This is a genomic window from Pseudomonas batumici, assembly GCF_036585405.1.
Taxonomy (GTDB): Bacteria; Pseudomonadota; Gammaproteobacteria; order Pseudomonadales; family Pseudomonadaceae; genus Aquipseudomonas; species Aquipseudomonas batumici.
Map to the genome: position 1 here is coordinate 6,667,071 of NZ_CP144470.1, position 12,133 is coordinate 6,679,203.

A 12,133-nucleotide genomic window follows, 5' to 3' on the forward strand; every position below is an offset into this window, starting at 1 on the left:
TCACACCAGATCTTGATCAACCCAGCTCTGGATCGCCGCCCATACCACCGAGAGCGGCAGTGTCATGTCTTCGGCCACCTCCAGGGCCAGCTGCAACATTGCCGCCTCATCGCTGACCTCGACGGCTCGCTGATCGCGCAGTGGCTTCCAGCGGTGCCACAGTTCGACATCCTGGGCTTCGTCCAGGGTCGGATGGCGACCCCTGCGCTTGGGTAGACCGAGCACGTCGCGACGCATGGCAACCTCCTGATGGGTCAGTCCATGGTAGCGGCTCATCATCTCGGTGCTGGCGCCCGCGCGCAGCAGCCGGTCGATGGCGACCACTTCTTCGGTGACCGCATTGGCCTGGGTCAGAATCCGTTGCACCACTGCGCTGTTGACCTTGACCGTGCACCAACTGACCTGGGCGTTGATCAACACACTGAGCAACTCGGGACGCTTGAGCGCCGCCAGCTGTTGCTCGGTAAATCCCAAGGCCAGGCAGCGTCGCAGTTGCCCGTTGCGCAGATCCTGCAGCGCCTGGGCAATGACCGCCTGGTTCAGCGCCTGTGGGCCGTTCATGGGCTAACGTCCGATGAGTTTCTGAGCGGCAGTAGGCGTATCAGTTTGATCAGCCGAAACAGCTGATTTAGCGTTTCATCGCTCAGGCGTTCGAAGGGCGCCGTGCTGCCGCCGCAGAACAGGAAGCCTAGATCCACCGCCAGTTGTGTGTTCGCAGGCGCAGTCCCTGTCAGCGCCTGGAGCAACCCCAGCAGCGCTTGCCCAAAGGGCGGCAAACGCTCTTGATCAGCACAGTGGCAAGCGAAGCCACACCCCGAGGACTGCACCAGCACCTCAATGTCTGGCGCTGTCTCTGCGGTGATGGTTCGGGCCAGTTCGGCGATTCGGCTGCGCAGTTGTTCGGTGCCGGGAGGCTTTGGAGACGGCGTGCCGATGACGGATACCGATGAAGCGGGGCGGGGGCCTGGCTCTGGCCGTGGCAGCGGTACTTCCGGTTCCAGCAACTGGCCCAACAGGCTGCGATGCAGATCGGACCCACCCATTTCCAGCGCCAGTTCATCGTAGTCCAGCGCCAGTTGTTGCGCCAAATCTCCGATCAACTCATCACGTACCCGCTCAATGGAAAAAGGCACCACGTCGCTATCGAAGCGGGTCAGGCTCTGCTGGAAAACGGGGGCGAACTCAGCGTCGGGTGCATGTCGCTCCCAGGCGTGCAGGGCGGCTTTGTGCAGACTGAGTAGCTTCTCGACTTGAGGGCGTCCGAGGCCCGCGTGCAGCTGTCCGGGAATGGCGGGGAGCAGATGCTCCAGTGTGGCCCGCATGCGGCTGATGGACGGCTGGGTTACCGGATAACCGTCCTCAGTCAGACGTGTGGCCAACTCGCTTTGATTCAGCGAATGCCCGCATTCTTGCTCGTACAACAGACGTGCCTGATCCACCGCTTGACTGCGTTCGATATAGGTCAGGTTGCCGCGCAATTCGTTCTCGGCCAAGTGACCGGTAAGCGCGAGAATTTCGCCTCGCGCCGTCCACGGGCGGAACAGGCACAGCAGGTTGTGGAAGCGCTCTTCACCGGTCTCGAGCCACAGTTCGTTGAGAATCGCCAGGCGCGTGTTGCCACCGTTGCGGATGATGAAGTGTTCTTCGCCAGGCCGGCGGGTGATGTTCGGCGGCTGGTCGAGTCCGCGTTGGCGAATCGAGGCCTTGATGGCGCCGTACTGAGGATTGGGTGAGCGTCGCGGATTGAGGTGGTACGGCTGGATCTGCTCCAGGAGCACCTGCATGGGTGTGTCCACCAGGGGATCGCTGAGGACCTGGGCCACTGGCGTGTCACGGGCGAAGGGTGGACTCAGCAACTGCGCGGTCATGCTGCTCAGGGTGTCGGCGACGGGCTCAGCCATTGTCGGCTTCACCCTCTGGGCTTCACTCGACATGGCGGTGTCCTCCCATCGCTCGGCCGCTGACAGTGGCGAAGGACTCTTGCCAGGCAGGAAACAACTCGCTGGCAAGTGCTCGCATCGTCTCCAGGGCTGCAGGCGCCAGGCGGCGGGAGGGTTTACGCGGCTCGACCTGATGCACTGGCAGTCGTCGTGTGGCGGCACGCGGGTAGGCGTCGATCGCCGGGATGGTGGTCTGCAGCACCTGCACGCCATAGCCCTGGCCAAACGCCTGGCGCAGGGCCTGATGGATGAGCAGAGCGTCGATCGAGATGGGGTGAACCCGATTGATCAACAGGTGTATGGGCGGCGGCTGAATCCCCAGATGGCGATAGGGCGCAAGATCATCCAGTAGCTGCAAGGTCCCCCGACGCAACTCGCGGGCGGCGAGGATCTCCGGGGTGACAGGCGACAACACCAGATCCGAGGCCAACATGGCCATCTCCAGCAATACGCTACGGGCGCCCTGGGTGTCGATCAGCAGCAGGTCATAGTGCGCCTGGAGTGTCGGCAGCAGATTGCGCAGGCGCAAACGGCCATCCGGTGCGTGCAACAACAAAGTTCCCAGTTGTCCCAAGGGATCGTTGGAGAGGATCAGGTCCAGTCGATTCACGCTGGTCTGGGAAATCAGGCGGTCCAGGTCTTGCTCGTTCATCGCCAGCAGCTCGTAGGTGCCGGCCGGCGCCTGCTGCTTCAGTGCGAAGTAGCTGGACAGGGTGGGTTGTACGTCCAGGTCCAGCAGCAATACCCGAAAGCCGGCATCCGCGACAAAGCCGCCGAGGTTGGCGGCGGTGGTGGTCTTGCCAACACCACCCTTGGTCGAGATCAGTGAGACAACCTGCATGATCAGCTCCCGTCAATCTCGCTCGGCACAGCGGTCGGCGATCCATTGTTCGATCTCCCGTGAGTCCCAGCCGACGGCGCGCTTGCCCAGAGGAATGGTCTTGGGGAACTGACCTGCGCGCATCAACGCGTAGATGTGCGCGCGCTTGAGTCCGGTCTTGTGCTCGACCTCATCACGACGCAGGACGCGGTGTTCGAGGGGCTCGGTGGTGGGAGACGTACGAAGAGCAGTCATTAGGATCACTCCTGAAGGCTTGGAAGGCGTGATCGGTATTCAATGGCAGCTGACCTCATGTCGCTACGCAACTGCGGGGGGCAGGGCCGCAGTTGCGGTTTGGGCGAGTGGCTAGTTGGCTAGACTTCGGCGGGCGGCGGCGAAATGTTTCTGCATCGAACGCTCGGAGATACCGATTTGCCCACGATGGTGAGCGATGATCAGGTCCATGATGGCGCTGTCGCTTTCATATGCAGTGAAGGGCTTGCCTGCGGGTGAGCTGCCGCGCAGGGCGGTCAACAAACCACCGATAATGTTCAGCAAGGTGGACCTGCTGCGGTCGCTCAAGTTATCGGGCTGCAGTTTTTCCTTCAGGTCGATGATCTGCAACTTGAGCGTTACGTTGTGCTCTTTCAGGGCCATGCCGCGTGAGGTGCATTCGTTCAGGAGTAACGTCAGGTTGTTGTGCTCATTGATCAAGCTCTGGACTGCCGACCGGCTTAGCCCGCAGCGTTCTGGTGGACTGAACAGAAATCTGGGCCGATCTTCTGTGTAGAACTTTTCCATCCATGCCTTGAGATCGACATGACGGATCGTGAGGTCGGGATCGTCGAGGAGGGCAGGGTCGGCGCAAGTAATGCCGGCTTTGCCATAGGGCAGATCGCCGTTGAGCAGTGCATCGAAAATTCGATCGGTTTTGAGCAGTAAGCCGGGCCAGCGTGGGAAGTCGTCCGGCGTGGGTCGTGGTCGGCCGTCCAGGTGTTGCAGAATTTGCTCTTCAAAACGATGCAAGTTGCTCAAGCGGATGGCTGCTTCGATGGGACGATAATGGACCTTGATGGATAACGTAGATGAAGTACGCATAACGGTTACCTTGCCGATGTCTCAGGTCATGAAATGAAGTCCTCTTGGGGCGGCTGTTCTGGGCGCATGCGACGAACGAGTTTTGACAGTCGCAGGGGCTATGATCCGACGAATTGGTCGGGTGTGGTCGGTGAAATAGGGAACACTTCCTGCCGTATTCGCCTTCAGACTCTGAAAAGGTACGGTGGTGCGGAAAGCTCTAAACAAGGCGTTTGTAGGTGCATTTGTGGCGTCTGAACCCTTTTGAATCGACATGAATACTTACAATTTTGGAGCTTGAGATGCGGTGGTTTCAGGTGATTTCCTGCCCTCCACTGATGTTCCTGATCCCAGCCTAGCCGTCGAAGCACCACTTCCGACAAAGGGTCGAAAGCGTAGTGGAGAAACCCCAGGCAGCGCCGATACACTGCTGCCCAGATTGCACGAGCCCGTTTCTGATGAACCTCACTGACGCTGTACTCATTTTGCTGCTGGCCGCCCGTATCCATGGCACGGACGACGCTGTGCGCGCCTCGGCAAAGAGCTGTGTGAAGAAGCTGCCGCGCGGCAAGCGCGACCTGATCTACAACGTCATCAACAGTCGAAGCCCAATGGAGCTGGTGGCGTTGATGGCCGAGAGTCTGGAAGACTGACACTCCGGAAGCCGATACCTTGATCTTCCTCCATGGAGCGTCCAGAACGATCAACGGGCCGACCCAACCTTATCGCTGCTCAGCAATGATCATGATGTTTTCGCTCCCGGTGTGGCCGTGCTCATTACCTCGGGTCGTTAGCGGCAGGTGGTACTGAGGAAAACCCGATGGGGCGGGGTGATGGTGTACCGAGTCGCTGAAAGGCGAGCGTGTACCCGAGCAGATCGCACATGGGGCCTCAGGCGCGTCGCCCCCCAGCGCGGCATCAGCATCGCGACGTCTGATGGCCGCATAAATATCTTCATGGTCATCAAGCAGCCGTGCCTGGTACTGCTGCAGGTGTCTTGAAGACACTGGCTTTGGTCAGCGTGGAGAAAATTCAGGCTTTCTCGACGCCCTGACCATCCGTCAGATACCGTCCGGACACCCATTCCAAGGCATTCCTCCGAATAGACAGGTCTCAATGTGCTTGCTACCTTATTCAAAGGTAATACCTATGAATATCGGAGAGGCCAGTATGGCGACATCGATCAAAATCGATGAGGACTTGAAACACCGTATCCAGCAGTTGGCGGGTGCCCGGCAACGTTCGGCTCACTGGATCATGCGTGAAGCCCTCTCTCAGTATGTGGAACGTGAAGAGGCCAGGGAAAGCTTCAAGCAAGAGGCGCTCGCTTCATGGAAAGCCTACCAGGAAACGGGCCAGCATTTGACCGCGACCGAAACCCGTGACTGGCTTAAAACCTGGGGCACCGAGGAAGAGTCGGAGCTTCCCAAGTGCCACGACTGATTGTCACCGCGGGTGCTGGTGAAGGGCTAGAGCGTTGCCGTCGTTTCCTGTTGGAGAAGGACCCGCAGGTGGCGCGCAGGGCTGCTCAGACTATTGAGCAGCAGCTAGCGCGCCTGGAAGTCGATCCGCACATCGGTCGACCTTTTTCTGAATTACCTGAGTTGCGAGAGCTGGTCATTGCCTTTGGTGAAGCTGGCTATGTCGCGCTTTACCGTTTTGTTCCCGCGGAAGAAGTCGTGTATGTACTGGCGTTCCGGCATCAGCGAGAGGCTGGCTACTGACAGGCCAGTTGCCTTGAACTGAGAGGTACTTGCCAGCTTCAATCCCGCTGTCCTGGTTGCCGGCCCATTGCTTTGGCTGACCCCTCAGACCTCGTCGTTATCCAGTCTGGCTTTGTGCCCTAGTACTCCAGGCAGCTCGGAGACGACACCGAAGGGACGATGGTGGCAGTGCCCAGTGTGAGGCTCAGGGTCGAGTAGGGAAGGGCCAGCAGTATCGGCACCCACGATTCACACGTCGACGCGGCGTACGACGGCTCATGGCTGGGAACCTCCTGAACTGTTCAATCTTCGCGAGCGCTCGCTCAAGGTTCGGATCGCCGTAGACGACGTAACGCTGGTCAACGACAACGGCTGGCATTTTGGTGACGCCGAGGCTCCAGGCTTCCACCACGTCTTGGTGGGCTTGGCTGATTTCGGCAGCCGCTTCGGTCGTCAGGTTTTCCTGAAAGAGAGTCTGTGCCTGGGCGGGGGCGTCCGGCAGCAAACTGGAAAGCTCTGTCTCCAACTGATCAAGGTGATCAAGGTGATCAAGGTGATCCAGGTGAATCAGGCGAACATCCTCCGTCACCGCTCTGCGATTATTCCTCCAACAAAACCTGTGTGCTTTTTGTAGCCGACTGCGGTACTGGCCGTTCAGCAATACGGCTGAGCAGTTGCGTGCTGGAAAAAACAAGAGGGGCGTATTCTAAAAATAAATTGTACTAACAAGGAAGAGTGAAACGAGTAATTCTGTGCTCTCGGTACTTCAGGTGAGCAGGTCGAGGTAATCAGTGATTCAAAAATTTTGGTGATCGAGAGCCGGGGGCTTTTTGACAGAAACGGCTAGGGGTATGGTTTGACTTGGGGTTTGTGCTATTTTAAATTTAAAGGGGTGATTTATGCTATTGGATATTGTGTCCTTACAGTAATCAGTACTTTCTGGACTTTCACTTCCGCGCGAGTCTAATCAGTCCATTACTGACTGCGCGAGGCGCGAGGTAGGGCATAGATCTCAATATGTAAAAGCAAGAATCATCGATGCCGCTGAAAATAGAAATAGGCAAGAAATAAAAGGTGAGTATTGGTTTTTCACATTGCCTGAGTTTTTTTGGAATGTACCCTGGGATGAAGTAAAAGACGAGCCTGAAATCTGGTCGCTAACAGAATTTTATCTTACCTCTTTGTCAGGCGTAGTACGTGAATTAGTACGAGATCTATCGATTGATAAGTACGGGAAAGTCGTTGTTCTGGCCGGAACCGTTGCGACGCTGGCTTGGGTGTTAAATAACAGTGACCCCTATTATGATGCGATCAACTACAATCTGACAACAAGCAATTTTAAGAAGGTGGGGGATGGTGAGCCGGAAGTGTTGTTGTGGCCAAAACGAAATGTATCTCCTATCGATTTTGGCACGGTTAATTTGAACGATTTTGATCGATCGAGACTGCCTGATTGGTGGGAGCAGGATCGTGATAATTTCTGGTTTTTTAAATTAAGCGTGTTTTTAAAGATTAGGGTAAAAAATACAGCGTAACGATGGCGGAACATAATTCACTCGACCATTATGGCCCTGTATTTTATAATGATCTCATTCCAGTGTGCCCCTTCAGTATCAATATCTGCCTTGATCATGTGAGTGTCAAGCCAGAAGAACGAGATGGGGAAATCAAAAACACTCAATCTAAGATTGATTTTCTAGTGGCATGCGGGATGCCTTTTAAAGCTGCCGCTGCCGCTGCCGCTGCCGCTGCCGCTGCCGCTGCCGCTGCCGCTGCCGCTGCCGCTGCCGCTGCCGCTGCCGCTGCCGCTGCCGCTGCCGCTGCCGCTGCCGCTGCCGCTGTTTATGGGGAATCGGTTCAATATGCAGTGAGAAATGATGGCATGGGCCAAGGCTCCTGTCAGTTTAAAGTGGTTTCTCAAGGAAAGATTCAACAGGTTCCAGTCATCCCTGTGCGCTTAGCGGAAGGGAATATTCATAATCATCAGAAAAAAGTGATCGTTGAAAAAAAGCTCAAGACAAGAAGGTTGGGGTAATAGTTGTGGTGCCATAAAAAATTGTAAAATAAAAGCTCAGACGCTATGGTTGGATTTTATGAGGGAGAGGGTATGGAACACCCTCAAAAATAAAAAAACCGGCCTTGCCGATGGGGAAGGCAAGGCCGGGGGCCAACATGTTGAGCCATCTACATCCAACTCTACGAGGCGCAACGATTATTGAGCGATGTTGTGAGGGAAGTAGTTAGGACATGTCCTAAACTCAAATAGAAGACTATTGCAAAAGCTGGGTACAACATCTGACCCTTTCGGTAAAATGTCGGCGTGAGATTAGGGAGCAACATTCGCCTGCAGATCTGAAGGGCTCAGATTAGCCGATTAGCTTCTGAAGGCGAGCAGCCTTCAATCTTGCTATGTACGACAACTCACGGATTTGTGATGCTCCGTATTTTGCTTTCCGTCATGAAACGGATTTAGAGGTCGCTCCGGTTTTCAGGATTGCCAGGCGCGACTCTCATCATGGCACGGGGCATAACTCATACAGGAGTCAGATAGATTTAAGCACGCCAACCGCTTCACCCGTTAGTCAGCATTGCAAAAATGGGGGGACCATAGATTTATAGGGGCAAGTCCAGTAGCGTACACCGGAGCACTTCAGTCGGGTGTACCTACCTTTTGATGCTTTACAGGTTGCGATTAGTCCGATTCGGACTTGACCGTCAATGGAGTCCCTGGGGTTCCAGCATAGAACACAATCAGCTCAACCGCCCCATCGCCACTTTGGCCGCGATGCGATGCATTGACCATCTCCGGTAACACGTCTCCCGGACCGATTACCTTTGTCTTTCCGTCACTCTTTCTAATGAGCGTTAGCTGGCCGGAAAGTACATAACCGACATTGATTACCGGATGGCTATGCCACGGCAGTGCGCTATGTGCCGGGATCTTGTAGCGCAACACCGATACCTCGGGCTGGCCATCTGGATACGCGGGATATTGAACGCCGTCCCAGGAGTGTGTTGTTTTCAGCAACTGCGTCACCTCGACTTGAGGCTCGGCCGCTACGGCCGTCGGGATGTGCAGGGTGCCTGCCAGCAAAGGGAGTACAGCCATCAGGATCGCCGTAAAGCGTGCTCGGATAGGTGGAGGGTAAGACATAAATTCAGGTTCCTTTGTTGAGCGGGGTCCCTCCGCGGGGAGCAAATAACGAGGCAGAGGGTGCGGCTCGGGGGCGCATGGCTCGGTCGCCATTTATTCTGGTGGGTAGCGACGCAATGCAAATCGTTACACGTCGTTGTCAACGTAGTAGAACAATATATGCATAGATAGGCAGCGCAAGACTGTAGGACTTGTCTGAATCGGATTCGCACGACCGCTTGGGCAGATCAGCTCGGCCATCATTGTACATCAGCTGCGCGTGGCTGCTGGTCAGCGGCCGCGGCATGCGCCAGTAAAGTGTTTCATGGATGACGGCGCCGTGCCTGGCGCCGTTTCCATTGCCTGGCCACCCACCAGCGCCAGTAGCTCATGGTCAGGTAATAACCCAGGGCGCCCAGCACCACTCCCAGCACCAGCGAACCCAGCAACAACGGTTGCCAGAGCGTCGACAGCTGTTCGCTGATCCATTCCCAGCCAAGCTCGTCCGGCAGGCTGCGTGGCGGCACGTGCAGCAGCCAGGCCCCGAGCTGGTAGGCGCAATAGAAAACCGGCGGAATCGTCAGCGGATTGGTCAGCCACACCAGGCTGACGGCAATCGGCATATTGCCGCGCACGAGGATCGCCAGGAAAGCCGCCAGCAGCATCTGCAAGGGCATCGGCATCAAGGCCGCGAACAAGCCCACCGCCATGGCCCGCGCCACCGAGTGGCGATTGAGGTGCCAGAGGTTCGGATCGTGGAGCAGGGGACCGAAAAAGCGTAAGTGTTTGTGTTCCCTGATGCGGGTCGGGTCCGGCATGTAGCGTTTGAATAAGCGACGCGGCATAAGGCTTCTCGGGTGGTTCGGGCGGGCAGTATGTCCGGATTCTAGGAGTTTTCACTTGGCTGCAGTTATCACTGCTGATAATGCGAGCGCTGGAATAGCGGCAGTCCATGATATTTCCTCTTTAAGGGGAAATATTTAATAGTGATTCTAATCGAGTTTTCGTCAATATTAAATATTTTTTATTTGTGTTTTTCTGAGCGATTTCAGACTGGTCTCAATTCTCCATACCGGCACGTCCTCTATAATTTGTCCATTACTCGAAGAGAGATTGTGTGCTTTTATAAAGCGTTATTGGTTCTTTCAGTCAAGGAAGTATGTATTCTCGGAATGAAAACGCACATCAGCGTCGATGCCTAGGTGTTCAGTCCCAGAAAGTCATGGTGCATCGTTAACCCCTCAGGAGGAGGATGCATTTTGGAAGGACGTGTCCATGGCTCAGCCCGAACGACGCCGCGAATTAGAGCCGAGCTCCAAGCGTCGAATCGAAAGCTTGTCACTCGCTACAGATTGAATGTGAAACTGTTGCCAAGTGGCGAGCTCGCTCAACAACCCAAGACTCACGAATGGGGCCTGCCAAACCCAGTAGTGCGTGCCTCAGCGTGTCGGAAGAGGCAATGGTGGTCGACTTCCGCCGTCGCACGATGCTGCCGTTGGACGACATGCTGGGGCATCTCCACGAGAGCCTTCCCCAACTGAGTCGCAGCGCTCTACACCGGTGCCTGGTTCGTCATGGCATCAGCCAGCGGCCCAGCAGTACCAACGCAACCAAGCGTGGAAAGTTTTCACCGGTTGAGATGGGTTATCTGCACATCGATAGTTCCGAACTGCGCCTGGAGCATGGCAAACGGCATCTGTTCGTCGCTATCGATCGAGTCACCAAATTCACCTATGTGGCTTTTTTCGATGCCGCGACGAAACGCAATGGCGCCGCTTTTTTGCGGGAAGTCGTGGATGCCTTTCTGTACAAAATTCATACGGTGCTGACTGATAACGGAGCTGCGTTTACTGAACAGCCCAGGTACCGAAACGGGGCGACTCACCGTTTCGGCGGGCATATCTTTGATCGTGTCTGCCATGAGCACGGTATCAAGCACCGACTGACCAAGCCCTACCACCCGTGGACTAACGGCCAAGTCGAGCGCATGAATCGCACGATAAAAGAGGCTACGATCAAGGCTTTTCACTATCCAGATTGGGACGCACTGAAAGCCCATACACGGGCCTTTATTACGGCCTACAACTTTGCCAGACATCTGAAGGCGCTGAGATGGCGAATGCCCTCCAGGGTGATCTGCGAAGCCTGGACTCTGACTCCAGAACGCTTCAAGATTAATCTGCACTACCTCATTCCGGGACCGCACACCTAGTGCTTAAACAGATATAAGGTAAAACCCGGCGCAGTCGCCGGGTTTTGTTTTTCATCCCCGTGATGAAGTCATTTGAAGTCCACGTCAAATGCCTGGTAGAACGCGTTGCCGGTATTGGCGACGATCCACAACAGGACGATGACGTGACGGTCTTTCTTGCCCGTCGGCAGTTTCACCTCGTGCTTCACCTTGGCCTTCAACTCATCGGCGTGCTGGTAGTAGGGAACTTGCGGGTAGAAGTCCTCGTAAAACGGCTTGGCCTCGAGTTGCGCGCGGCTGATGCGTTGTTTCGGATCCCAGCCGTCCTTGGTGATGAACCAGCGATAGCCCCGGGTAACGTGGGCAGCGGTGTATTCCCACTGTACATGAAAGGTCTGCCCCGGGTTGACGCTCAACAGAGGCCAGACATAAGGGCGATTGAGCTTCTTGCTCAATTCCTCGTCGGTGAAGTTGATGCAGTCGCGGGCGTCGGTTTTCCCGCCGCTGAGAATGTAACCGTCAGCGGGTGGGATGACACTCTGGTCATCGGTTTCGAACGGCTTGGGGAAAGGCCCCGCGATGAGCGACGGAAAGTTTTTTCCGCCTTCCATTTCATTGACCTGCCAGGTACCGAGAAGCCCCAGTTCCACGGCCACCAACCCGCGGCTGGAAGGTGACACCACACGACCATGTTTAAGTACAGGATTCGACAACGGCTTGTTCATTTTTCTCACTCCTTTGATAGAAACTTCTCCAACTCAGGGAGAATTTTTAACCTAGCTCATATAGGAAAACTGTCCATCTACCCCATCCATGAATTTTCAAAAAAGCGTAACAGAATATTTTTAACATCGTCACATCCGCCACCCTCGCTTTGTTCACCTCCTCGGGCTCGAACTGGCGACTCAGAAAATTTCGGCGATTGGTAAATCGTGATTGCTATCAGTTGTGTGCACAAATTTGCGCTTCCAAGCCGAGCGTAGGCCGTTGGTCCGCATCAAGCTGCGGACTTTATAAAGGCCTATCTCCATCTTGCTGATACTGATGCCCTCGACCGAATCTAGCTGGAACGGCAGTTTTTTGTTAAGGAACAACAATCAGATCCAAATCATGACTCAGTACATCACTAAGCACGTTGATATCGTCCATTATCGTGCGGCCAAGATCATCCGCATGCGCCGCAGACTACCCAAGCAGAGGGCGCCACAGATCAAAAAGCCAGTGAAAATCCTTCTCATATACATGATTGGCTCCTTTCATTCGTCAGAG

At 55.5% G+C, this 12,133-nt stretch carries 14 protein-coding genes and 1 pseudogene; 6 read left to right on the forward strand and 9 right to left on the reverse strand.

Annotation, left to right across the window (positions count from 1 at the left end):
- The 5 genes from NUH87_RS30705 to NUH87_RS30725 all read right to left on the reverse strand — a co-directional run bounded on the left by NUH87_RS30705 (position 1) and on the right by NUH87_RS30725 (position 3,858).
- A complete protein-coding gene (locus tag NUH87_RS30705) occupies positions 1 to 561 on the reverse strand; it encodes a DUF2857 domain-containing protein (RefSeq protein WP_338524016.1) in 561 nt (186 codons plus the stop codon).
- Complete coding sequence (locus tag NUH87_RS30710; protein ID WP_338524017.1) at positions 558 to 1,901, reverse strand: ParB family protein; 1,344 nt, start codon at positions 1,899 to 1,901, stop codon at positions 558 to 560. The genes NUH87_RS30705 and NUH87_RS30710 overlap by 4 nt, the downstream gene beginning before the upstream one ends.
- Before the next feature lie 22 nt (positions 1,902 to 1,923).
- Positions 1,924 to 2,781, reverse strand: a complete 858-nt coding sequence (locus NUH87_RS30715; protein ID WP_338524018.1) for a ParA family protein — start codon at positions 2,779 to 2,781, stop codon at positions 1,924 to 1,926.
- A gap of 12 nt (positions 2,782 to 2,793) precedes the next feature.
- A complete protein-coding gene (locus tag NUH87_RS30720; protein ID WP_338524019.1) occupies positions 2,794 to 3,015 on the reverse strand; it encodes an AlpA family transcriptional regulator in 222 nt (73 codons plus the stop codon).
- Positions 3,016 to 3,126: 111 nt separating this feature from the next.
- Positions 3,127 to 3,858: a hypothetical protein gene (locus NUH87_RS30725; RefSeq protein ID WP_338524020.1), complete on the reverse strand. Its 732-nt coding sequence runs from the start codon at positions 3,856 to 3,858 to the stop codon at positions 3,127 to 3,129.
- Between the two features lie 437 nt (positions 3,859 to 4,295).
- Here NUH87_RS30725 and NUH87_RS30730 point away from each other — a divergent pair, with 437 nt between their 5' ends.
- From NUH87_RS30730 to NUH87_RS30740, 3 genes are all read left to right on the forward strand, one after another.
- Positions 4,296 to 4,490, forward strand: coding sequence for a hypothetical protein (locus NUH87_RS30730; RefSeq protein WP_338524021.1), 195 nt, complete (start codon positions 4,296 to 4,298; stop codon positions 4,488 to 4,490).
- Between the two features lie 517 nt (positions 4,491 to 5,007).
- Positions 5,008 to 5,280: a CopG family ribbon-helix-helix protein gene (locus NUH87_RS30735; RefSeq protein ID WP_338527015.1), complete on the forward strand. Its 273-nt coding sequence runs from the start codon at positions 5,008 to 5,010 to the stop codon at positions 5,278 to 5,280.
- Positions 5,268 to 5,561, forward strand: coding sequence for a type II toxin-antitoxin system RelE/ParE family toxin (locus NUH87_RS30740; RefSeq protein WP_338524022.1), 294 nt, complete (start codon positions 5,268 to 5,270; stop codon positions 5,559 to 5,561). The genes NUH87_RS30735 and NUH87_RS30740 overlap by 13 nt, the downstream gene beginning before the upstream one ends.
- 184 nt (positions 5,562 to 5,745) lie before the next feature.
- Here the strand turns inward: NUH87_RS30740 and NUH87_RS30745 are convergent, their stop codons facing one another.
- Positions 5,746 to 6,129 carry a TIGR03757 family integrating conjugative element protein gene (locus tag NUH87_RS30745; protein ID WP_338524023.1) on the reverse strand — a complete coding sequence of 128 codons (384 nt, stop codon included), beginning with the start codon at positions 6,127 to 6,129 and terminating at the stop codon, positions 5,746 to 5,748.
- 505 nt (positions 6,130 to 6,634) lie between these two features.
- On the opposite strand from NUH87_RS30745, the gene NUH87_RS30750 reads away from it, so the two are divergent.
- Together NUH87_RS30750 and NUH87_RS30755 are read left to right on the forward strand one after the other, a co-directional pair.
- The gene (locus tag NUH87_RS30750) at positions 6,635 to 7,075 is read left to right on the forward strand and encodes a hypothetical protein (RefSeq protein WP_338524024.1); all 441 of its coding nucleotides are present in this window, start codon (positions 6,635 to 6,637) and stop codon (positions 7,073 to 7,075) included.
- A 2-nt stretch (positions 7,076 to 7,077) separates the two neighbouring features.
- A complete protein-coding gene (locus NUH87_RS30755) occupies positions 7,078 to 7,575 on the forward strand; it encodes a hypothetical protein (protein ID WP_338524025.1) in 498 nt (165 codons plus the stop codon).
- A 657-nt stretch (positions 7,576 to 8,232) separates the two neighbouring features.
- On the opposite strand, the gene NUH87_RS30760 is transcribed toward NUH87_RS30755, so the two are convergent.
- On the reverse strand, positions 8,233 to 8,649 hold the full coding sequence (locus NUH87_RS30760; protein ID WP_338524026.1) for a cupin domain-containing protein: 417 nt from the start codon (positions 8,647 to 8,649) through the stop codon (positions 8,233 to 8,235).
- A gap of 347 nt (positions 8,650 to 8,996) precedes the next feature.
- A complete protein-coding gene (locus NUH87_RS30765; protein ID WP_338524027.1) occupies positions 8,997 to 9,518 on the reverse strand; it encodes a DUF2062 domain-containing protein in 522 nt (173 codons plus the stop codon).
- 414 nt (positions 9,519 to 9,932) lie between these two features.
- Here NUH87_RS30765 and NUH87_RS30770 point away from each other — a divergent pair.
- Positions 9,933 to 10,885, forward strand: a pseudogene (locus NUH87_RS30770) (IS481 family transposase).
- A gap of 68 nt (positions 10,886 to 10,953) precedes the next feature.
- Here the strand turns inward: NUH87_RS30770 and NUH87_RS30775 are convergent.
- Positions 10,954 to 11,589, reverse strand: a complete 636-nt coding sequence (locus NUH87_RS30775) for a lytic polysaccharide monooxygenase auxiliary activity family 9 protein (RefSeq protein ID WP_338524028.1) — start codon at positions 11,587 to 11,589, stop codon at positions 10,954 to 10,956.
- Positions 11,590 to 12,133: the final 544 nt, after the last annotated feature.